Here is a 23,792-nt window from a genome sequence, read left to right as displayed (position 1 = left end):
TTTGCGCGCAGCGGGATTCACCGGCGTGGTGATCCTCGCCGGACCCAAAAACGGTCACTCCGACGACCACTCCCCGCTGCTTGGCCGCGAGTACGTGGAGCATGTGGTGCGTATCGCCCGCGGATTGCCGGACATCGCCGGCCAGCCGCCGCGCCTGTGCGTCGTCACCCGCGGCGCTCAGGCGGTGCTGGCCGGCGACCGGCCCAACCTCGAGCAGGCCGGGCTGCGGGGTTTGCTGCGCGTAATCGGCGCCGAGCATCCGCACCTGCACGCCACCCAGATCGACCTGGACGCCGACACCGACAGCGAGCACCTGGCGCAGCAACTGCTCAGCGGATCCGACGAAGACGAGACCGCCTGGCGAAACGGCCAGTGGTATACGGCGCGTTTGCGTTCGACTCCCCTGCGGCCGGAGGAACGGCACACGACCGTCGCCGACCATGAGAGCGACGGGATGCGTCTGCAGATCCGTACACCGGGCGACCTGGAGTCAATGGAACTCGTTGCCTGCGACCGGATTCCGCCGGGGCCCGGACAGATCGAGGTCGCGGTCAGCGCGTCCAGCATCAACTTCGCCGACGTGTTACTGGCGTTCGGACGCTACCCAGCCTTCGAGGGGCGACTCCCGCAGCTCGGCACCGACTTCGCCGGTGTCGTCACCGCGGTCGGGCCCGACGTGACCGGCCACAAGGTGGGCGATCACGTCGCAGGCCTATGCGCCGACGGCTGTTGGAGTACGTTCATCACCTGCGACGCGCGCCTGGCCGTATCGGTGCCGGCCGGTCTTTCCGACGGCCAGGCGGCCGCGGTGACAACCGCGCACGCCACCGCGTGGTACGGCCTCCACGACCTGGCCCGCATCAGCGGCAGCGACAAGGTGTTGATCCATTCCGCGACCGGCGGCGTGGGCCAGGCGGCGATTGCCATCGCCCGGGCCGCGGGTGCCGAGATCTTCGCCACCGCCGGCAGCGAGCAGCGCCGAGACCTGCTGCGCGGCATGGGTATTGAGCACGTTTACGACTCGCGAAGCCTGGAGTTCGCCGAGGGAATACGCCGTGATACCCAGGGATATGGCGTAGACATCGTCCTCAATTCGGTTACCGGCGCCGCCCAACGCGCCGGTCTCGAATTGCTCGCGCTCGGTGGACGATTCGTCGAAATCGGCAAACGCGACATCTACGGCGACACCCGGCTGGGGCTCTTTCCGTTCCGGCGCAACCTCGCCTTCTACGGCGTCGACCTAGGATTGCTGTCCTACAGCCATCCCGAGCGCCTGCAGGAGCTGTTGAAAACGGTGTACCGGCTCACCGCCGACGGCGTTTTGCCGATGCCGCAGAGCACGCACTACCCGCTTGCGGACGCCGCTACGGCCATTCGGTTGATGAGCGGGGCCCAGCACACCGGGAAGCTCGTGCTCGACGTTCCGCACGCCGGGTCCAGCCGCGTGGTGGTGCCGCCGGGCCAGACTCGGGTCTTCCGCCCCGACGGCGCCTACATCGTCACCGGCGGGCTGGGGGGCCTGGGGCTGTTCTTGGCCGAGAAGATGGCGACGGCAGGCTGCGGGCGTCTCGTGTTGTGCTCGCGCTCGCAACCAACCGTCGATGCGTCGCAGACCATCGAACGCATCCGCGCCACCGGTACCGACGTCGTGGTGGAGTGTGGCGATATCGCCGCGGACGGGACGGCAGAGCGGTTGGTGACGGTCGCGACCGCGACCGGCCTTCCGCTGCGCGGTGTGCTGCATGCCGCGGCGGTGATCGAGGATGCGACACTGACGAATATCACCGATGAGCTCATCGAGCGTGACTGGGCGCCAAAGGTTTACGGTGCGTGGAACCTGCATGCGGCCACCGCCGGCCAGCCGTTGGACTGGTTCTGCTGGTTCTCCTCGGCGGCCGCGCTAGTTGGCTCGCCCGGGCAGGGCGCCTACGCGGCGGCCAACAGTTGGCTGGACGCCTTCAGCCTGTGGCGCCGGGCTCAAGGCCTGCCGGCGACCGCAATCGCCTGGGGCGCATGGGCGCAGGTCGGGCGCGCCGCCCCGCTGGCGGAGGGCGCCGACGGAGTTATCGCTCCCGAGGAGGGCGCGTATGCGTTCGAAGCGCTGCTGCGCCACGACCGAGGCTATACCGGGTATGCACCGATCACCGGCGCCCCGTGGTTGACCAGCTTCGCGCAACGCAGCCCGTTTGCCGAAGCATTCCGCTCCAACGGACAAAACCCAACGGGCACAAGCAAGCTGCGCGCCGAGCTCAGCGAGCTGCCGCTCGAGGAATGGCCCACCCGGCTGCGGCGCCTGATCTCCGATCAGGTCAGCCTGATCTTGCATCGCAGCATCGATCCGGACCGGCCACTCTCGGAGTACGGCATCGACTCGCTGGGCGCGCTTGAACTGCGCACCCGCATCGAGACGGAAACGGGAATACGGATCAATCCCACCGACTTCACCACCATTGGCACCATTCGAGGTTTGGCGGAGCTGCTCTGCGAAAGGCTGACGCCCGCCGAGGGCGTTGGCGCATGAAGCCAGAAAATGCGTTCGGAATTAGGGCGATGCGAGTGCTGATATCAATTCGCGAGCCATTCGATGCGAAGGCTTATTGCACCGATGTTGAGCAATTCCGGCGCCCGGCACAAAATTGTGCGCCTGCCGCACACAACACACCTCTGGGACGCCTAAAAAGAGCCAACAGACAAAAGCCAACAAGGTAGTGTGCCGATCATGTGGAGCTCGTTGTTGGGATTTGCGATTTTTGTGACGCTCCATCCGTTGCGTCTCGGCATCATCCTTCTCGTGATCTCCCGGCCGCGGCCCGTGCAAAACTTGTTTGCCTACTGGCTCGGCTGCATTGCGGTGAATGTTCCCTCCTATCTCGTTCCGCTGATCGTGCTGCACGTGACGCCGACGTTCGCTTCTCTTACCCGAGATTTGGCCACGCCGGGCACGGGCGCGAACTCCACCGCCCACTACATTCAAATCGGCCTGGGTGTGCTGGCTCTGTCGATCGCCGCATTGATGGCAGTGCGCTTCTCGTCGCGTCAGCGCGAGAAGGTGCCGGTTGCGGCAGGCGACGGCTCGACGCTTGTGTTGGAATCGAACACACCGAAAACGATCTCGCGGCTGATCGGTCACGCGCAGGATCCGCCGACGGAGGGCGAATCCGTTTTCCGGCGGCTGCTGCGCCGCGGCCACGACGTGTGGCAAAACGGATCCCTGTGGGTGGCGTTCCTGATCGGCGTCTTGATGGCGCCATCGCTCGAAGGGGTGCTGATCGTCGACGCGATCATCGTCGCTTCGGGAGCCGCGATCGGCACGCAGATCAGCGCCGCCATCGCGTTCGTCGTCGGGATGCTTGCGGTTGAGGAGATCATCCTGGTCAGCTATCTGGTGGCGCCGGCGAAAACCCAAGCGGCAGTGCGAGTGCTGCGCGACTGGGCCTGGACCCATCGTCGAAAGATCGTGCTGGTCATCATCGCCGTCGTCGGCGTCTCGCTGGTGGCGCAGGGCATGGCCGGCACCTAACCTCGGCTTCAAAGCATGTCGGCGTCGCTGCGCGACAGCACCACGTCGAGCCGCCGCATGCGCCGCTTCAGTACGGTCAAGTCGCGCAGCCGCAGCGGGGCGCCGACATCCCGGGGCCACAGGTAGCGCCACGGCGTGTAATCGCTGGGCAGCAGAAAGACATGGAAGCCGCGGTCAAGGAACGGTTGCAGCACATCAATTGGCCGCAGCTGCGGATCGCTCCACCATTTCGGCGACAGTTCAACCGCCAACTCGGCATCGGCGCCGAGCGCGTCGACGGACGCCAAAATGCCTGCCAGCACTCGGTCCTCGCCGCCCTCCACATCGATCTTGATCAGGCGCGCGCTGGCCAGCTCCGCACGAGTGGCGAGCGAGCCGAGCGGCGCCGCCGGCGCCCGGCCCCGTTCCCGCAGGCTGCAGTGGGCGACCGTCGAGGTCATGCCCAGGTTGTAGCTTGGTCCGACGAACAGTGGGAGTTCCTGAACGCGATCCGACACAGCGGCGGCCACCAGGCGAACGTTCGTCAGGGCGTTCCTGGCCACGGTCTCCTGCAGCGCGGCGATCGCGGTGGGGCACGGTTCGATAGCGACAACGACGCCGTGCGGTCCAACCAGTCCGCTGGCTAACGCGCTTACACATCCGATGTTGGCACCGACGTCGACGAAGGCGTCGCCCGGCCGGAGCCGGCGGCGCAGGAACGCCGCGAGATCGGGTTCCCAGGTGCCGAACAGGTAGATGTACATCGGGATGAAATCCGGGAGCCGGCACCGAAAATGGGTTCCGTCTTCACTGACGCCCTCGACGGTCACCGGTCCCCACAGCGCGGCGCGGATCAACAGCGGCAAAGCCATGCCGTAGTACGGCACGATCAGCAGCAGCGCCCGGATCCAGCGCTCGGTGAGGCCCACGCGCTCCTTGCCGGTGCGAAGGAATCGTATGTACCAGCGCCACAGCCCTAGGATCCGAGCCCCGATCATTCCGCGGCCCTTTTGACCGGCTCAGCCCTCACGCCGCGTGCGGGCGAAATTCTCGAGCAGATCAGCGGCGGCCGCAACGCTTTCGGCGGATTTGCTCATCCGAGTGGCGATCTCACGGGCCCGTCCGGCGTACTCGGGCTCGAGGATGGTGCGCAGGTCCGCGACCAGCGATTGCTGGGTAGTGCTCGCGAATCCGCGGGCAGTGCCAACCTTCAGTCGTTTGATCTGAGCTCCCCAATACGGCTGATCGGCCGCCGCCCAGAGGATCAAGGTGGGGACTCCGGCGCGCAGCCCGGCGGCCGTCGTGCCCGCGCCGCCATGGTGCACGACGGCGCGGCATGCGGGGAAGACGGCCGCATGGTTCACCGCGCCCACCACCTTGACGTTCGCGAATTGGGGGACGTCACTGAAGTCGGTGCCGCCGGAGCAAACCAACGCTCGCTCGCCTAGCTGCTCGCAAGCGGCGCTGATCATTTCGACTGTGCGGGCGGCGGATTCGACCGGGATGCTGCCAAACCCAAAATAGATCGGCGGTGTTCCCGCGGCAATCCACGACGCGACCTCGTCATCGGCGTCGGTTGGCAGCTCCATGGTCAGTGCGCCGACAAAGGGCCGCCGGCCGTTCCATTTCGCCCATTCGGCTGCCAGCCCGGGAAAGCAAACCTCGTCGTAGGCCTGGATTTCCAGCGACCCGCGTTCGGCGATCCGCCGCGACGAGGGGGCTGTCGACTTCGGCAGGCCCAGTTCACGCCGCTGCGTGTCCTCGACCCTTTTCGTCGTGCGCCAATACACCCACTCGTTCAGGGTCATCAAGGAGCGCCCGAACAACGGCGGCAGGAATGGAAGGACCTGGCCGTGGGGCCGCGCCGGCGCGTAATGCAGTGTGGCCAACGGAATGTCGTGATACTCCGCGACGTTGGCCGCGGTCTCCTCCAAACTGCGGCCGGTGACGAGCAGGTCGGCCCCGCCTGCCCGCGATCTCAGCGTGGCGCTCGCCTCCCCCCAGCTCTGCATGAAGAGCCGCCAAAGTTCGCGTCCCAACCTGATCAGCTCCCGGATCCTCCAGGGACTGCGGGACAGACACGCCCACAGATCGCGGTGCACGTCCATCCACGTCTGCGTGTCCACCCCGTAGCCGGCCGCCGCAAGCCCGGCCGCCTCGGTGTCGCCCACCATGTCGGGCGGGACGGCCATGCGCACTTCGTGCCCCCGGCGCAACAGCTCGCGGCCGACAGCGACGCCGGGCTCGACATCGCCGCGAGTTCCGTAGCAGGCCAACACAAATATCATCGCGGTTCCTCGCCTTTCACTTGAGCCAAGTCGGGGATTTCAACCATCCAGTCGAACGGGTCCGGCCGCCGACCGTATTGAATGTCGAGGAGGTGGTCGCGCAGCGCTCGGCTCTTGGGACCTGGCAGACCGTCGGCCACCGCGAATTCACACCGCGGGCCCTTGAATCCAACGATCGGGTTGACGACGGCCGCAGTCCCGACCGCGAAGACCTCGCGAATCTTGCCGGAAACGCAGCCCTGCTTCAATTCCTCGAACGGGAATCGACGTTCGGTGGGGGCCAACCCGTGGGCGGTCGCCAGCGAAAGAACGCTCGCCCGTGTCACCCCCTCGAGAATCGTTCCCAGGCTTGGGGTTACAAGCTCGCCCTCAGCTGTGATGGCAAATATGTTCATCGTGCCGGATTCCTGGACACAGCCATCGTCGTCGAGGAACAACACGTGATCGCAGCCATACTCTTTGGCCTCGATTTCTGCCAAGAGGTTCGACGCGTAGTTACCACCGAATTTGACGCTCCCGGTGCCACCCTCCCAGGCGCGGGGGTACTTCCCCACCCATAGCCGCATTCCGGCGGTTCCGCCCGGAAAATATGGGCCTGACGGGCTCGCGATGACCGCGTAGGTCACGGACGGACTTGGCCGGACCCCGAGTCCCACTTCCGCACCGAACATGAATGGCCGGAGATACAAACTGCATTCACGACCATTGGTAGGCACCCACGCGCGGTCTACTTGCACCAGCGAAATCAGGCTCGCGAGGAAAAGGTCGTCGCCGAGCTGCGGAAGGGCCAGCCTGGCAGCCGATTTGCGGAACCGGCGAGCATTGAGCAACGGTCTGAACAGCCAAACGCTTCCGTCCGCCCGACCGTAAGCTTTCAAGCCCTCGATGACTCCCTGGGCGTAGTGGAGCACAACACATGCCGGATGAATGGTGAACGAGCTGAGCTGCGTTACACGCGCCCCGTGCCAACCTTTGTCTGCATCCCAGTAAATGATCGACATATGGTCAGTGAAAAAACGACCGAACCCCGGGTCCGCTAAGATTTCGGCCCGCTCAGCGTCCGACGATCGCGATAGGGCCACATCGAGTCGAAAACCCCCGGGCAAAAGCGCGACTTCCCGATCCACCGACATTTGTTCCACCTGACGAGATCGATCTATATAAGCGGCGTATAGAAATACGTCCGTCGTTTCTTGATGAGCCCATGTGGGCCGGGCCAGAAGAAGTCGGCAAACTCAACTTCGGCATTGGCTCCCCCACGCACGGTGCCCTTGAAGCAGCCTTCGACCGCGACCACTCCGGAATCGCAAACGATCGACTCGATGTTGTGCATACCCGACTCGATGATGCGGTCATCCACGTAGAAGGACCTGATCGCCTCTCTTCCGCTCAGACACGCATAGCCCGGCCGTGAGTACTCGGCGTCGGCTTCGAAGAGTGCCACAAGGCCGTCGACATCCGCGTTATCGACCGCCACGTAGTACTTCTGAACGACATCCGTAAACATCAGAGACCGCCTTCCAACGAAGATTTGAGTTGCTCGCCATAGCTGCTGAGCGATTCGGGACTCAGCATGACTGCATGTGCACAGCCCGTCGCGTACTCAGTGACGTCGCCGGTGACATAAGGGCGCCAACTCTGCAGAGCAGACAAACTCTTATCGCTCTCGTCTTGCGCTGCGGAAAATATGGTCATGTCACCATCGAAAACGGCGGGTTCGTGAGCTCGCTGCAACGTCCTGTTGTCAACGACGTTTCGAACGAGCAAATCCAGGTTTTCAACCAGCGGATCCAGCAGCTGTTTATATTGCGGAAATTCGACCGCCGCTCGTTTGCGCGCCAGTTCCGCTAACTGCTCGTAGGTAAGCGACGGATCCTGTTCTGGCATATCAATGCCATAGAGCCGCAAGACCTCTGCCAGGATCTGCTGCCTGTCTAAAGCATCGCTTGGTAGCGCGACGCTGTCGTCGAGATGGGGTTGAGCGTCCAGAAGGACAAGGCGTTCGACCACGCATCCGCGCCGCCGCAGCTCGATGGCGAGTTCGTGGGCGACGACCCCTCCGAAAGACCAGCCGAGAAGGTGGTAAGGCCCGGCGGGGCAGATTCGTTGGATCCGGTCGGCGTAGTTTTTCGCCATATCGCGAATCGACCGCGGTTCGGCTTCTCCGTCCTGCAGGATCTGTTGAATCCCGATGATCGGGCAGTCCAGGTAACTGCCGAGCGCCTGATACGCCCAACTCATCCCGGCTCCGGGATGTATGCAGAACAGCGGAATACCAGTCCCATCCTTGAGGACCTCAACGGGGACTACTTCCACCGCGCTGGCAGGGCTGTCCAACTGCTGGCTCAGACTTCGCACCGTCGGCGAGTGGAACAGGGTGCGCACCGCAACGTGCGTATCCAGGCGGGCATTGATTGCGGTGATGACCCGAATCGCCGATAGCGAATCCCCGCCCAGGTCGAAGAACGAGTCGTCGACCCCGACCCGCTCGAGCCCGAGCACCTCGGCGTAGATACCGGCCAGGATCTCCTCGGTGGGAGTGGCTGGGGCGCGGTACCGATCGGCGTCGGTGTATTCGGGTGCCGGCAGGGCCCGGGTGTCCAGTTTGCCGTTGACCGTCAGCGGCAGTGTCTCCAGCGCCACCACCGCGGCCGGCACCATGTAGGCCGGTAGCCGTTCGGCCAGCGCGGTACGCGCCGTGCCGGGGTCGGCGGTGCCGGTGACATAGCCGACCAGGCGCTTGTCGCCGGGGCGGTCCTCACGCGCGATCACCGCCGCCTGCTGCACCCCGTCCAGCCCTGCCAGCGCCGCCTGGACCTCGCCGAGTTCGATGCGGTACCCGCGGATCTTGACCTGCTTGTCGGCACGGCCGAGATAGTGCAGCTGCCCATCGGCGCTCCACCGCACCAGATCTCCGGTGCGATACATCCGTGTTCCCGGCGGCCCATCCGGACAGGCGACGAACCGCGTTCCCGTCAAACCCGACCGGCCCACATACCCGCATGCCAGTCCGGCACCGGCCACGTACAACTCCCCGACCACGCCGGCCGGCACGGGACGCAACCACCCATCGAGCACAAAGAAGCCAAGGTGCGCCAGCGGCACCCCGATCGGGCTGGCGTTGCTCTCGACGTCGCCGTCGACGATCTCGCGGAACGAGGCATGCACCGTCGTCTCGGTGATGCCATACATGTTGATCAGTCGCGGTGCTCGCGGATGGTTGGCTAGCCAGGCTCCAAGGCGCTGTGGCTCTAGCGCTTCACCGCCGAACACCACCGTTTCCAGCTTCAGCTGCGACCCGGGCGCGAGCGCGTCGGCCGTTTGTAGCGCATAGAACGCCGACGGCGTCTGGCTCAACACGCTGACTTGTTCGGAAATCAGCAAGGCGTGCAGGTCTTCCGGTGAGCGGACCACCGGGTCGGGCACCACCACCAGCCGCCCACCGTGCAGCAGCGCACCGAAGATCTCCCACACCGAGTAGTCGAACGCCAGGGAATGGCACTGCGTCCACACCTGTCCCGCCGACAGCTCCAGCGCCGAGTCCAGTGTCGCGAGCAGCTGGGCGACGTTGCGGTGGGTGACGGCCACCCCCTTGGGGGCACCGGTAGTACCCGACGTGTAGATGAGGTAGGCGATGTCGTCGGGGGCCGGCGATGGCAGCGCCGTGCTGGGTTGGGCGTCGAGAGCGGGGTCATCGACATCGACGACCAGAACGCCGCGTCCGTTCAGCCGGTCGGCCAGCCCTGCGGTGGTGATCGCGGCGATCGGCGCAGCATCGTCGAGCATGAATCCGATACGGGTCGGCGGCAGCCCCGGGTCGATCGGCAGGTAAGCGGCGCCGGTTTTGAGCACCGCGAAAACCGCCGCTATCGCCTCGGCCGACCGCGGCAACAGCAGCCCCACGCATTGTCCCGGGCCCACACCTTGGCCAATCAGCAGGTGCGCCAACCGATTAGACGCTTCGTCGAGCTCGCGGTAGGTCCACGAGACCTCACCGCACACCAACGCCACCGCGTCGGGGGCACGCGCGGCCTGCGCGGCGAACAACGCCGGAATCGACGCCGACGTCGTCGCCGGTGCCGTCAACGCCGCCCGATTACCCCAGGCCTGCAGGCGGGCATGCTCACCGGCATCGAGCAGATCCACCGACGAGAGCCGCCGTGCCGGATCCGCGGTGATCGCCGCCAACACCCACTGCAACCGCTCGATCAGTGTCTCGATGCTTTCCGCGTCGAACACGTCGGTGCGGAATTCCACCGCGCCGGAAATCCCGGCGGGCTCACCGGCCTCGTCCCACCGTTCCGCCAGCGAAAATGTGAGGTCCATGCGCGCGGTGTGAGTGTCCGCCGACAGCGGCGCGACCTCGAGGTCGCCCAACGCGAACCCGGCCGGGTCGGCGTTCTGCCCGGGAAGGTTCTGCCAGGCCAACAACACCTGGATCAGTGGGTGCTGGCTCAGGCTCCGGATCGGGTTGAGTCGCTCGACGAGCACCTCAAACGGCACGTCTTGGTGCTCGTAGGCGGCCAGTCCGCGCCGTCGCACCTGCGCCAACACTTCACCGACGGTGGGATCGCCGGCCAGATCGACACGCAGCACCAAGGTGTTGACGAAAACCCCCACCAGCGCATCCAGCGCCGGGTCGCCCCGTCCGCCGATCGGGAACCCGACCGCCACATCGCTTGTGGCGCTGAGCTTTGCGAGCAGCACCGCCAGGGCGGCCTGGACCACCATGAAGCTGGTCGCGTTGTGCTCGGCCGCCACCCGGGCGATCCGTTGCTGCAGTGCCGCCGGCCACTCCACCGCGACGGTGGCGCCGCGGTAGTCGGCCACCGGCGGGTAGGGCCGATCGGTGGGCAGCTGCAGGCGCTCGGGCATCCCGGCCAGGGCGTCCTGCCAGTAGGCCAGCTGCGCGGCGATGGGACTCTCGGGATCGGCCAGGTCGCCCAGTTGCTCGCGCTGCCACAGCGTGTAGTCGACGTATTGCACCGCCAACGGCGCCCACCCGGGGGCGTGGCCGGCGGACCGGCTGGCATACGCCGCCCCCAGATCACCCACCAGCGGGGCGATCGACAAGCCGTCCGCGGCAATGTGATGCACCACGGCCACCAGCACATGCTCGTCGTCGCCGACGCGGAAAAGCCTTGCCCGCAACGGGATCTCGCTCGCCAAATCAAACGAGTGACGCACCTCGGCGCCGACGGCCTCACCCAGCCGGTCCGCCGGCCAGCCGGTGGCATCGACGACGTCCCAACCGAATTCGGCCCGCTCCGCGGGGATGATCACCTGCTGGGGTACGCCTTCGGCCAAGGCAAACATGGTCCGCAGGCTCTCTTGGCGGGCCACCACATCGCGAAGCGCCGCGCCCAACGCCTCGACATCCAGCGGCCCCTTGATCCGATAAGCGGTCGGCATGTTGTAGATCGGGGAGGGCCCCTGCAACTGGTCGAGGAACCACAACCGCTGCTGCGCAAACGACAACGGAAGCACCGCGGGGCGCTGTTGGGCCGTCAACGCCGCCCTGGCGCGGTCCCCGCCGTGGGTACTCATCCATTCGGCCAATCCGGCCACGGTGGGCGAATCAAACAAGACCCGGATCGGGACCTCGACACGTAGCTCGGCCCGCACCCGCGCGATCAGCCGTGTCGCGGATAGTGAATGGCCACCCAAATCGAAGAACCCGTCATCGATACCAACCCGTGTCACCCCGAGAACCTCAGCGAACAACGAGACCAGCACCTGTTCGCGCCGATCACGCGGCCCCCGATAGGCGGCCGCACTCACGAACTCCGGGGCTGGCAACGCCCGCCGATCGAGCTTGCCGTTGACCGTCAACGGCAACGCCTCCACCACCATGACCGCCGCCGGCACCATGAACTCCGGCAACCGCTCGGCGACAAAACCGCGCAGCTCCGCCACCCGCTCGATCACCGCCGGGTCGTTGACGTACCCGGCCAGCGAACCGATCCCGGCGGGGGGCAGATACAGATCCGACAACACCTCCGGCGAGGAGCCGTCGGAGGTGTTGTCGGAGCCCTCGGCGGCGCGGGTGAAGATGAGATCGACCAAACCGGCCCCCGGCGACCAGGTCACCGCGGTGGCGTAGCCCAGCTCCCGCCCCAACTGATAGCACTGGTGCGGCAGAACCGGATCCGGTGCGGACGTATCGGCACGCAACGCGCTGACGGGCACCCGATCACCGGCCGAAGCCAACGCCCGCGCCAATGCCACATCGGGGGATATCCCGCCGTGCGGCACCCCGGTCACCCGCACCTCCGGCAACTGCTGCGAGCGCAGGTATTCACCCAACGCGGCCAGGCTTTCGAAGCGCTGCCACGGCAGCGACGGCAGGCTCGCCGCGGAGCGCACCGCCACGGGCGCCTTACGCAGCACCACCTCATATCGGTAACCGCTGAGCTCGTTGACCGCCCGCATCTGCTTGAGCTGCACCTGCACCGCGGCGACGTCGGCAAGGTGCTGCGGCAGTGCCGCGAAAAACTCTGGCGCGAACAACAATTCTTGCTCGGCGAGCATTTCCCGGCGCACCCGCTCCCGCATCACCGCGGCCGGATCCTCACCGGCTGTGGCGTCGGCACACAGAATCCCCGTGGTAAATGCCTGCAGCAACGACAGGTTGCGCACGTCACCGATGAACACCGCCCCGCCCGGCGCCAGCAGGCGCATCGCCATTGCCAGCACCTCAAGCAGATAGCCCGCGCTCGGGAAGTACTGGACCACCGAGTTCAGCACCACCACGTCGAAATGCCCCTGCGGCAACCCGTCGGCGACATCCGCCGGCTGCACCCGCAACCGCACCCGATCAGCCCACGGCTGCGATGCCACCGCCGCCCGCAGCGTCTGAATCGTCGGGGCGGCCAAGTCCGTACCCCAATACTCGACGCAATCCGGGGCCAGCTGAGAAAGCAGCAACCCAGCGCCCACCCCGATCTCGAGCACCCGGGCCGCGCCCAATCCGCGGATCCGCTCCACCGCGGCCGCGCGCCATTCCCGCATCTCCTCCAGCGGGATCGGTGCCCCGGTGTAGCTGCTGTTCCAGCCCGAGAAGTCCTCCCCGAGCTCCGCCGGCGCGGCCGCCTCGGGCGTCGACCCCGAATACACGTCGCCCCACACCCGCTGCCACTGCTCGACCAGCCGCGCTTCGCGCTCGGGCTCTCGCACCAGCTTCATCTGCTGATCCAGCACCACATAACCGGCCAGCAGCTTGTCGCTTGCCCCGTCGCCGGCACCCGCGTTGGACGCGGCGGAGTGGGCGACAACCGCCGCCTGTGCCACCCGGGGATGAGCCGCCAGCACCGCCCCGACCTCACCCAGCTCGATGCGATAGCCGCGGATCTTGACCTGCTCGTCGGCGCGCCCCAGGTACTGCAGCTGCCCGTCGGGGCGCCAACACACCAGGTCCCCGGTGCGATACATCCGTGTTCCCGGGGAGAAGGGGCACGCCACGAACCGCGACGCGGTCAAACCGGGCCGCCGCCAATAGCCGCACCCGACCTGGGCGCCGGCCACGTAGAGCTCGCCGACCACGCCGGCGGGCACCGGACGCAGCCAACCGTCGAGCACGAATAGGGCGGCCCTCGGCAGCGGCGATCCGATGGGCACCACGCCCGCCCCCGCCGTCAACGGCGCGCTGGTCGCCACCCACATCGTGGTCTCGGTCGGGCCGTATTCGTTGATCATCACCCGGCCGGGTGCCCAGCGATCCACCACTTCGGCGGGGCAGGGTTCACCGCCCACGAGCAAGGCCACGGAATCCAGACCCTCGGGCGAGAGAACGCCTGCGGCGGTTGGGGTTTGGCTCAGCACGGTGACCTTTTCGGCGACCAGCAGGGCATGCAGGTCGTCCGGTGAGCGGGTCGCGGACTCGGGCACCACCACCAGCCGCGCGCCGTGCAGCAGCGCACCGAAGATCTCCCAGCCCGAGATGTCGAAGCTGTAGGAGTGCCATTGCGCCCACACCTGCCCGGGCGCCGCCAGATCCGCGTCCATCGACGCCATCAGCTCGGTGACGTTGTGGTGGGTGATCGCCACGCCCTTGGGCACGCCGGTGGTGCCGGAGGTGTAGATGACGTAGGCGATGTCGCCGGGGGCCGGGGCCGGCAAGCCCGTGCATGGGTAGGTGTCGACGCGCGGGTCATCGACGTCGATGACGGGCAGGTCGCACTCGTCCAGCCGGTCGGCCATCCCGGAGGTGGTGAGCACCGCCACCGACGCGGCATCGGCGAGCATGAAGGCGATCCGGGTCGTGGGCAGCGCCGGGTCGATCGGTAGATAGGCCGCCCCGGTCTTGAGGACCGCCAACATCGCGACGATCGCCTCGGCTGAACGCGAAAACAGCAGGGCGACAGACTGTCCCGGGCCTATCCCCTGGCCGGCCAACAGGTGCGCCAACCGGTTGGCGGCCTCATCGAGTTCCCGGTAGGTCGCGGAGCGGCCTGCAAAGGTCAGCGCCACCGCGTCCGGGGCGAGCGCCACCTGGTCGGCGAACAACTCCGGGATCGACGCCGACGTGCTCACCGGCGCGGTCAACGCCGCCCAGTTACCGATCTCATGCAACCGGGCGTACTCGTGCTCATCGAGTAGGTCCATCGACGAGAGCCGCCGGGCGGGGTCGGCGGTCATGGCGACCAACACCCGCTCTAACCGCTCGATCAGCGTTGCGATGCTCTCGGCGTCGAAAATGTCGGTCCGGAATTCCACCGCCCCGCCGATCCCGGCGAGTTCGCCGGCCTCGCCCCAGCGTTCGGCCAGGGTGAACATCAGGTCCATGCGGGCGGTGCGGGTGTCCGCCGGCAGGGGCGTGACCTCTACATCACCCAAACTCAGCCCGGCGGGCTCGGTGTCCTGCCCGGCGAAGTTCTGCCACGCCAACAACACCTGGACCACGGGGTGGAAGGTCAGGCTTCGGGTGGGGTTGAGCCGCTCGACGAGCACCTCGAACGGGACGTCTTGGTGCTCATAGGCGGCGAGGCTGCGTTGTCGCACCTGGGTCAGCAGTTCGCCGATGGTCAGATCGCCCGCCAGGTCGACACGAAGCACCAAGGTGTTGACGAAAAATCCCACCAGCTCGTCCAGTGCGGGGTCGCGGCGCCCGGCAATCGGGAATCCCACTGCCACATCGCTGCTGGCGCTGAGCTGAGACAACAGCACCGCCAGCGCGGCCTGCACCACCATGAACGTCGTCGCGTTGTGTTCGCGGGCTAGATCGCGCACTCGCTGCTGCAGCTCGGCCGGCCAATCGACCGCGACGCTGGCGCCGCGCTGATCGGCAAACGCCGGGTAGGGCCGATCGGTGGGCAGTTGCAGCCGCTCGGGCAGCCCGGCCAGGGCGTCTTCCCAGTAGGCGAGCTGCGCGGCGATGGGACTCTCGCGATCGTCAAGATCACCGAACTGTGCACGCTGCCACAGCGTGTAGTCGACGTACTGCACCGGCAATGGCGCCCAATCGGGGGCTTGCCCGGCACACCGGCTGACATACGCCAGCCCCATATCACGCACCAGGGGCCTCAGCGACAACCCGTCGGCGGCGATATGGTGTACCACGATCACCAGCGCGTACTCGTCGTCGCCGACGCGGAAAAGCCTTGCCCGCAACGGGATCTCGGTGGCCAGATCGAAACCGTGGCGTACGGCCGCGCCGATTTCATCCCCCAGCCGGTCCGCCGGCCAGCCGGTGGAATCGACGACGTCCCAACCGAATTCGGCGCGCTCGGCAGGCACCACCAGCTGTTGGGGTATGCCCTCGGGTGCCGTGAACAGTGTGCGCAGGCTTTCATGCCGGCCCACCACGTCGGCCAGCGCCGCGCCCAACGCTTCGGCGTCGAGGCGTCCGCTCAGCCGCAACGCCGCCGCGATGTTGTAAACCGGTGAGGGACCCTGCAATTGGTCGAGGAACCACAATCGGCTCTGCGCGAACGACAACGGGACCCGCGCGGGCCGCTCGACCGGCACCAACGGCTTGAGCCGAGCCCCCTCCTCACCGATACGCGGCGCCAACTGAGCAACGGTCGGCGCCTCGAACACGCTGCGCACCGAAACGCCGGCGCCCATTCCGGTGTTGATCGCGGCGATCACCTGCATCGCCGACAGGGAATCCCCGCCCAAATCGAAGAACGAGTCGTCGACCCCGACTCGCTCGAGCCCGAGCACCTGGGCGTAGATGCCGGCCAGGATCTCCTCGACCGCGTTGCTCGGGGCCCGATACCCACCGCCGGTGTATTCCGGTACCGGCAGGGCGCGGGTGTCGAGTTTGCCGTTGGGGGTCAGCGGCAACGTGTCGAGTGCCACCACCGCCGCGGGGACCATGTAGGCCGGGAGCCGGTGGGCCAGCGCGGCGCGCATCTTGGCCGGGTCCACGGTCCCGGTGACGTAGCCGACGAGGCGTTTGTCGCCGGGCCGGTCCTCGCGGGCGATCACCACCGCCTGCTCGACCCCGTCGAGTGCGTTCAACGCCGCTTGGACTTCGCCGAGCTCGATGCGATAGCCGCGGATCTTGACCTGCTCGTCGGCACGCCCGAGATAGTGCAGCTGCCCGTCGGCGCCCCAGCGCACCAGGTCCCCGGTGCGATACATCCGTGCTCCCGCGCTGAACGGGCACGCCACAAACCGCGACCCGGTCAACCCCGACCGGCCCACGTATCCATACGCCACACCGTCGCCGGCCACATACAACTCACCGACCACACCGGCCGGCACCGGACGCAACCATCCATCGAGGACAAACAACGCCGCCCCCGGTACCGGCGAACCGATCGGCACCACACCCGACCCGGCCGTCAGTGGCGCGCTGATGGCCACACACATCGTCGTCTCGGTCGGGCCGTAGGCATTGACCATCACCCGCCCCGGCGCCCACCGATCCACCACCTCGGCCGGGCAAGCCTCACCGACCACCACCAAAGCCACCGACTCCAGGCCCTCAGTCGGCAACACCCCCACCGCCGACGGGGTCTGGGTCAAGACGCTGACCCCTTCACCAATGAGCAAGGTGTGGAAGTCTTCCGGTGAGCGGACCACTTCGTCGGGCACCACCACCATCCGCCCGCCACGCAGCAGCGCGCCGAAGATCTCCCACACCGAAACGTCGAACGCCAACGAGTGACTATGCGTCCACACCCCGGCCGCCGGTAGGCCCGCGGCCAATGAGGCCAGCAGCTGCGTGACGTTGCGGTGAGTGACCGCAACGCCTTTGGGGACACCGGTGGTGCCCGAGGTGTAGATCAGGTAGGCGATGTCGTCGGGAGCCGGCGCGGGCGGTGCGGTGCTGGGTTGGGCGTCAATGCGGGGGTCGTTGAGGTCGATGACCCCGACGTCATGCCCGTCAAGCCGGTCGGCCAGCTCGCTGGTGGTGATCGCGGCGATAGGGGCGGCATCGGCGAAGATGAAGGCGATCCGGGCATCCGGCGTCACCGGGTCGATCGGCAGGTACGCGGCCCCGGTTTTCAAAACCGCCAAGATCGCCACGATCGCCTCGGCCGATCGCGAAAACAGCAGTGCCACACGCTCACCCGGGCCCGCCCCCTGGCCGGCCAACAGGTGCGCCAGCCGGTTGGCGGCCTCATCCAGCTCGCGGTAGGTCCACGAGTTTTCCCCGCACACCAGCGCCACCGCATCCGGTATCTGTGCCACTTGCGCGGCAAACAACGCCGGCATCGACGCCGCGGCGGGTGCGGGCCGGGTCAACGCCGCCCGGTTACCCCACCCTTGCAGGCGGGCGCGCTCAACGTCGTCGAGCAGGTCCACCGACGACAGCCGCCGGGTGGGTTCGGCGGTGATCGTCGCCAGCACTCGCTGCCAGCGTTCGATGAGCCCGTGGATGCTGGACGCGTCGAACACGTCGGTGCGAAATTCCACCGTTCCGCTGATCCCGGCGGGGTCACCGGCCTCGTCCCAGCGTTCGCCGAGGGAAAGCGTCAGGTCCATGCGGGCGGTCTGGGTCTCCACGGACAGCGGCGTGACCTCAAGGTCACCCAGGGCCGGCTCGGCGGCGGCTTTGTCGTCCTGCCCGGGAAGGTTCTGCCAGGACAACGACACCTGGATCAGCGGGTGATGCGCGAGACTTCGGGTGGGGTTGAGCCGCTCGACCAGCACTTCAAACGGGACGTCTTGGTGCTCGTAGGCGGCCAGGCTGCGCGCCCGCACCTGGGCCAGCAGTTCGCCGACGGTGGGATCGCCGGCCAGATCGACCCGCAGCACCAACGTGTTGACGAAAAATCCCACGAGGTCGTCGAGCGCCGGGTCGCGGCGCCCGGCGATCGCGATACCCACCGCCACGTCGCTGCTGGCGCTGAGCTGAGACAGCAATAGCGCCAGGGCGGCCTGGATCACCATGAAGCTGGTCGCGTTGTGCTCGCGGGCCACCCGGGCGACCTGCTGCTGCAGCCCGGCCGGCCAATTGACGGCGACACTGGCGCCGCGGTAGTCGGCGACCGGTGGGTAGGGCCGATCGGTCGGCAGCTGCAGCCGCTCGGGCAGCCCGGCCAGGGCCTGCTCCCAGTAGGCGAGCTGTGCGGCGATCGCGCTGTCGGGATCGTCGAGATCACCGAGGTGCTCACGCTGCCACAGCGTGTAGTCGACATACTGCACCGCCAAGGGCGCCGTGTCGGGGGCCCGCCCCGCGCACCGGCTGGCATACGCCATACCCAGATCAGTCACCAGCGGCCGCACCGACCAGCCATCCGCGGCGATATGGTGCACCACGACCACCAGCACGTGCTCGCCGTCGCTGACGCGGAAAAGCCTTGCCCGCAGGGGGATCTCGGCGGCCAGGTCAAAACTGTGACGCACGGCCGCATTGACGGCGTCACTCAGCCGCTCGGCCGTCCAGCCGGTGGCATCGACGACGTCCCAGCCGAAGTCAGCCCGTTCGACGGGCATCACCACCTGCTCGGGTATGCCGTCGGTTGCGGCAAACAGGGTGCGCAGGCTCTCGTGGCGGGCCACCACGTCGGCCAGCGCCGCACCCAACGCGTCGACGTCCAGCGTCCCGCTGATCCGGAACGCGGTCGCCATGTTGTAGACCGGTGAGGGTCCCTGCAACTGATCCAGGAACCACAACCGGTTTTGCGCAAACGACAACGGCACCCGCTCCGGGCGCGCCATCACCTGCAACGGCGGACGGGCAGGACCGCCACGATGCCGGTGCAGATACTCGGCGAGGCCCGCGACGGTGGCGGCGTCGAACAGATACCGCACCGGCACTTCCCGGCCGAGTCCCAGTTGCAGCCGCGCGCTGACCCGGGTGGCGGTCAGCGAATCGCCACCCAGGGCGAAGAAGTCGTCGTCGAGCCCGATTCGGGCCATACCCAATACCTCGGCGAACGCCTCGGCGATGATCTTTTCGGTCTGGGTCTGCGGCGCCCGGAATACGGTGGCGGCAAAAACGGGCGCCGGCAACGCTTTACGGTCGATCTTGCCCGACGAGGTCAACGGGAATTCGTCGAGGACCACGATGTGTGCGGGCACCATGTAGTCGGGCAACCACGCGCTCAACCGCTGACGGACCGCGCCGAGCTTGGTGTTGGTCTGCGGATCATTGGCGTAGGCGACGCGGCGATCGGGCTGGGCAGCGGGCAGATACAGATCTGTCAGCGACGCCGTGCGCTCGGGATCGGAGAGCATGGTGAAAACCGCGTCCAGGGTGCCGGGCTGGGCCCCCCAGGTAACGGCCACCTGATATCCGGCGGTTCCACCGAGACGGTGCAACTCTTCGGGGACAACGGCATCCGCGGTGGCGGCCGCTTCGGCGAGGGCTGCCTCTAGAGGCAGTCCGGCCTCCACGGCTCCTTCGATGTGGACGTCGCCGATCACTCCGGCGCGGGGGATGCCGGTGACGCGAATAATGTTGGGGCGCTGCGATATCAACCGGTCGCGCAGTCCCGCGCAGTTGGTCCACGTCCAACTGGGTGCGTCGGCCGCCGACCGCACGGGTGCCGGGGATTTGTGGACGACGACGTCGTAGCGATACCGGGTCAGTTCGTTGTCGGCCGTACCGCGTTTGACTTGAATGTCAACTCCGGCCACCTCCGGATGTTCGGCGGCCAAGGTGGTGAAAAACTCTGGCGCCAACAACAATTCGGTCTCACCGAGCATCGCACGCTGGACGCGTTGGCGGATCTCGGCGGCATCGGCGGTGTCGGTGCGCGCCAGCGCGACCCCGGTCTGAAACGCGCCCTGCAGCGCGTGGTTGCGCACATCGCCGAGAAACACCGAACCGCCGGGGGCCAGCAGATCCATCGCGTTGTCGATGACCTCGCGCAGGTATGTGGCGTTGGGGAAGTACTGCACCACCGAGTTGAGAACGACCGTGTCGAAATAGTGCTGCGGCAGAGTTTCGGTGAGGTGGGCGGGCTGGGTCAGCAGCTCGACGCGATCACGCCACTTCGTCTCCTGCAGCGAACGGGCCAGGCGGTCGACAACCACCGCCGAGAAATCGGTGCCGACGTAATGCTCACAGTGCGGGACGATCTGGGACAGCAACAGCCCCGAACCAACGCCGATCTCCAACACCCGCCGCGGCCGTAGGGCCATGATCCGATCCACCGTGGCCGCACGCCACTCCACCATCTGCTCGAGCGGAATCGGCTCCTCGGTGTAGCTGCTGTTCCAGCCCCGGAAATCCATGCCGAACTCCGGCGCCTCGCCCTCGGCGCCATAGAGCTCGTCGTACAGGTGTTGCCACTCTTCGACGACCTCGGCGTCGTCATCGGCGGTGGCGTTGTGCTCGAGAGTGACATAAGCAACCAGGTTGGTGCCGGCGTCGCCGTGGTGGACGGTGGCAGCGGCGTGGACGACCTGCGGGCAGGCCAGCAGGGTGTTTTCGATCTCGCCCAGCTCGATGCGCTGCCCGCGCAATTTGACCTGGGCATCGGCGCGGCCCAGATACTGCAGTTGCCCATCAGTACGCCAACGCACCAGATCCCCGGTGCGATACATCCGAGTCCCCCGGGCCCCAAAGGGGTTGGGCACGAACCGTTCCGCCGTCAGCCCCACCCGGCCCACATAGCCGTGCGCCACCGCCGGTCCGGCCAGATACAACTCGCCGACCACCCCGACCGGCACGGGGTTCAACCGGGCGTCGAGCACCAGCGCACGTACCCCCGCAATCGGGGCGCCGATGGCCACCGGCTGCCCGGCTACCAACGGCGCGCAGGTCACCCAGATGGTGGTCTCGGTCGGACCGTAGCCATTGAACATCCGCCGGCCCGGCGCCCAAGCGGCGACCAATCCCGGCAGGCAGGCCTCCCCCACGGCGATCAGCGTTGTCAGGTCGTCGAGGCGGTTCCGGTCCAGCGACGCCACCACCGTCGGGGTCAATATGGCCGCGCTGACTCGCTGGCGTTGCAGCAAGTCGGTCAACGCTTCCCCGGCATACACTCCCGGTGGCGCCACCACCAAGGGGGCGCGACATCCCGTCGCCGACAGCAACTCTCCGATCGATGCGTCGAAGGTCGGGGTGGCCACCATCAACATCCGCGCATCGGCGTCGAACCCGAGCAGTTCGCGTTGCGCCGCAACCCAGCCCAGCAGACCCGCGTGGCTCACTGCCACGCCCTTGGGCACACCGGTGGAGCCCGACGTGAAAATCACATACGCGCCGTTATCGGGCCCCAGCGGCGCCAACCGATCGGCATCGGTGATCGGATCCGCGCGGTATCCCGAGACATCCAGATCGTCGATGCGCAGCAGCGGTCGCGGCCCGGCCCCGGCCACCGGGTCGGCGCCACAGGTCAGCACGCACACCGCCCCCGCGGCATCGAGGACGGCGGCGATGCGCTCGACGGGATGGGATCGATCCACCGGAACGTAGACCCCGCCGGCCTTGACGACGGCCCACCAGGCCACCACCAACTCCGCACACCGATCCATCGCGACGCCCACGGCGCGCTCGGGACCGACGCCCGCCTCGATCAGCACCCGCCCCAGGCGCGACGACCACTCGTCAAGCTCGCGATAGGACATGGTTCGCGGACCGTCGATGATCGCTAATGCGTCGGGGGCGGTGGCCACCGCCGCCGCCAACAGCCGTGGCGCCACGCCCACCGGCGCCTGCACCGCGGCGCCAGACCACCGCCGCAACACCAGATCACGCTCACCGCGATCCAGCAGCGATACCTCTCCCACCGTCACCGAGGCGTCGGTCACCACCGCCTCGATCACCCGGCCAAACCAGCCGACCAACCGCTCGATGCTAGCCCGCTCGAACAAGTCCGTGGCATAGGTCACCAGCCCGGCGGCCATCGGTGCCGCCGCATCTTCGCCGGGCACCTCCCGCAGATCGAAATCCAGGTCGAACCTGGCGGTGCCGGTAGACATCGTCAGGGGTTCGACGTCGACCCCCGCCAGCGACACCTCGGGGCGCGCGTTGTTTTGGAGGACCGTGAGAACCTGGAACAGCGGGTGATGCGCGGTGGAGCGCACCGGGTTGAGCTGCTCGACCAGCAACTCGAACGGAACGTCCTGGTTGCTGTAGGCGTTGAGCGCCTTGTGCCGCACGGCCGCCAGGACGTCGGAAAACCGCTGCGCCGGATCGACATTCAGCCGCAGTACCCAAGTGTTGACGAAAAACCCGACCAGGTCATCGAGTGCCTCGTCCGACCGCCCGGCGATCGGCGAGCCGATCGCGATGTCGTCACCGACTCCGGCGCGGTGCAACGCCACCGCCAACACCGCCTGCAACACCATCGAGGGGGTCGCGTTGTGCGCCGCCGCCAGCGACTTGATCCCCGACCACAGCTGCGGGTCGATGCGCAGCTGCACCTGATCGCCGCGGTAGCTGGCCACCGGCGGTCGAGGCCGGTCGGTGGGCAGGGAGATGACCTCGGGCAGGTCGGCCAGCTCCTGACGCCAATAGGACAACTGCGAGGCAATCACGCTGTCGGGATCGGATTCATCTCCCAGCCAATCCTGTTGCCACAGCGTGTAATCGGCGTACTGCACCGGCAAGTCAGGCCAGCTGGGGGCTTGCCCCGCGCACCGGCTGGCATATGCGACGCCCACATCCCGGACCATCGGTGCCATCGACCATCCGTCAAAAGCGATGTGGTGCAACACAATCCCGACCACATGCTGCTCGGGGCCTACGGCATAGATCTGTCCACGGATCGGAATCTCGCCCGACAGGTCAAACCGATACCCCGCCAACGCCACCAACTCGCCGGCCACCTCGCGCTCCGGCAACGACACCACCGCCGCGCCGCCGCGCCGCCACATTCCCGGCTGAGCGGGCAACACCTGCTGGCAGGGCACACCGTCGACGTCGGGGAATATGGTGCGCAGCGCTTCGTGGCGGGCGATCACATCGTCCAGTGCGGTATCGAGCGCCTCGATATCCAGCGGCCCGTTGATCCGGAACGCGATCGGCATGTTGTAGGTCGCCACCCCGCCCTCGAACCGGTCCAAGAACCACAACCGGCTCTGCGCGAACGACAATGGAATCCGTGCCGGCCGCGCCCCCGCGACCAATGGCTTGCGCCGGTCGCCATCCTGACCGATCCGCGGTGCCAGCTCGGCCACCGTGGGCGCGTCGAACAAGGTGCGCACGGCAAGGCCGGCATCCAAACCGGTGTTGATCGCCGCGATCACCCGCATGGCCGACAGCGAATCCCCGCCCAGGTCGAAGAAGGAGTCGTCGACCCCGACCCGCTCCAGCCCGAGGACTCGGGCATAAATACCGGCCAGGATCTCCTCGGTGGGGCCCGACGGCGCGCGATAACGATCGACATCGCTGTATTCCGGTGCCGGCAAGGCCCGCTTGTCGAGTTTGCCGTTGACCGTCAATGGCAAGGTGTCCAGCGCCACCACCGCCGCGGGGATCATGTATCCCGGGAGCCGCTCGGCCATTTGCGCACGTATGCCGGTGACATCGACGCTCCCGGTCACATAACCCACCAGACGCTTGTCGCCGGGGCGGTCCTCGCGGGCGATCACCACCGCCTGCTCCACCCCAGCCAAATCGCTTAGTGCCGCCTGGATTTCGCCGAGTTCGATGC

Annotated in this window: 7 protein-coding genes (1 of these 7 cut by a window edge); 2 read left to right on the top strand and 5 right to left on the bottom strand. The window is 67.1% G+C overall.

The genetic code is table 11. The features are described from left to right. Together A5747_RS23825 and A5747_RS23820 are read left to right on the top strand one after the other, a co-directional pair. The coding region (locus A5747_RS23825; protein WP_142245715.1) for an SDR family NAD(P)-dependent oxidoreductase at positions 1-2,521 on the top strand (2,521 nt) is incomplete at its 5' end. Between the two features lie 198 nt (positions 2,522-2,719). Beyond that, the gene (locus A5747_RS23820; protein WP_076128884.1) at positions 2,720-3,520 is read left to right on the top strand and encodes a GAP family protein; all 801 of its coding nucleotides are present in this window, start codon (positions 2,720-2,722) and stop codon (positions 3,518-3,520) included. Positions 3,521-3,528: 8 nt separating this feature from the next. Here the strand turns inward: A5747_RS23820 and A5747_RS23815 are convergent, their stop codons facing one another. From A5747_RS23815 to A5747_RS25840, 5 genes are all read right to left on the bottom strand, one after another. After that, positions 3,529-4,428, bottom strand: a complete 900-nt coding sequence (locus A5747_RS23815) for an FkbM family methyltransferase (RefSeq protein ID WP_158070289.1) — start codon at positions 4,426-4,428, stop codon at positions 3,529-3,531. Between the two features lie 90 nt (positions 4,429-4,518). Further along, positions 4,519-5,787 (bottom strand): glycosyltransferase, encoded by a 1,269-nt coding sequence (locus A5747_RS23810; protein ID WP_076128882.1) that lies wholly within the window; start codon positions 5,785-5,787, stop codon positions 4,519-4,521. Continuing rightward, positions 5,784-6,920: a branched-chain amino acid aminotransferase gene (locus tag A5747_RS23805; RefSeq protein WP_083700612.1), complete on the bottom strand. Its 1,137-nt coding sequence runs from the start codon at positions 6,918-6,920 to the stop codon at positions 5,784-5,786. The genes A5747_RS23810 and A5747_RS23805 overlap by 4 nt, the downstream gene beginning before the upstream one ends. 23 nt (positions 6,921-6,943) lie before the next feature. After that, positions 6,944-7,294 (bottom strand): nuclear transport factor 2 family protein, encoded by a 351-nt coding sequence (locus tag A5747_RS23800; RefSeq protein ID WP_076128880.1) that lies wholly within the window; start codon positions 7,292-7,294, stop codon positions 6,944-6,946. Then, positions 7,294-23,792, bottom strand: partial view of a non-ribosomal peptide synthase/polyketide synthase gene (locus A5747_RS25840; protein ID WP_142245714.1) — the 3' portion only. 12,094 nt of this gene lie beyond the right edge of the window; 16,499 of the gene's 28,593 nt are visible here — the last part of the coding sequence; its start codon lies beyond the right edge, outside the window — the gene reads right to left on this strand; the stop codon is at positions 7,294-7,296. Before A5747_RS25840 ends, A5747_RS23800 begins: the two co-directional genes overlap by 1 nt.

Source organism: Mycobacterium sp. IS-836 (genome assembly GCF_001954275.1).
Classification (GTDB): Bacteria; Actinomycetota; Actinomycetes; order Mycobacteriales; family Mycobacteriaceae; genus Mycobacterium.
Note: the sequence above shows the minus strand (reverse complement) of the source record. Positions and strands in the feature narration are given on the sequence as shown.

Bases quoted from the DNA above. Each gene is read 5' to 3' on its own strand.
- A5747_RS23800 (WP_076128880.1), bottom strand. From the start codon at position 7,294: ATGTTTACGGATGTCGTTCAGAAGTACTACGTGGCGGTCGATAACGCG.
- A5747_RS23810 (WP_076128882.1), bottom strand. From the start codon at position 5,787: ATGATATTTGTGTTGGCCTGCTACGGAACTCGCGGCGATGTCGAGCCC.
- A5747_RS23820 (WP_076128884.1), top strand. From the start codon at position 2,720: ATGTGGAGCTCGTTGTTGGGATTTGCGATTTTTGTGACGCTCCATCCG.
- A5747_RS23805 (WP_083700612.1), bottom strand. From the start codon at position 6,920: ATGTCGGTGGATCGGGAAGTCGCGCTTTTGCCCGGGGGTTTTCGACTC.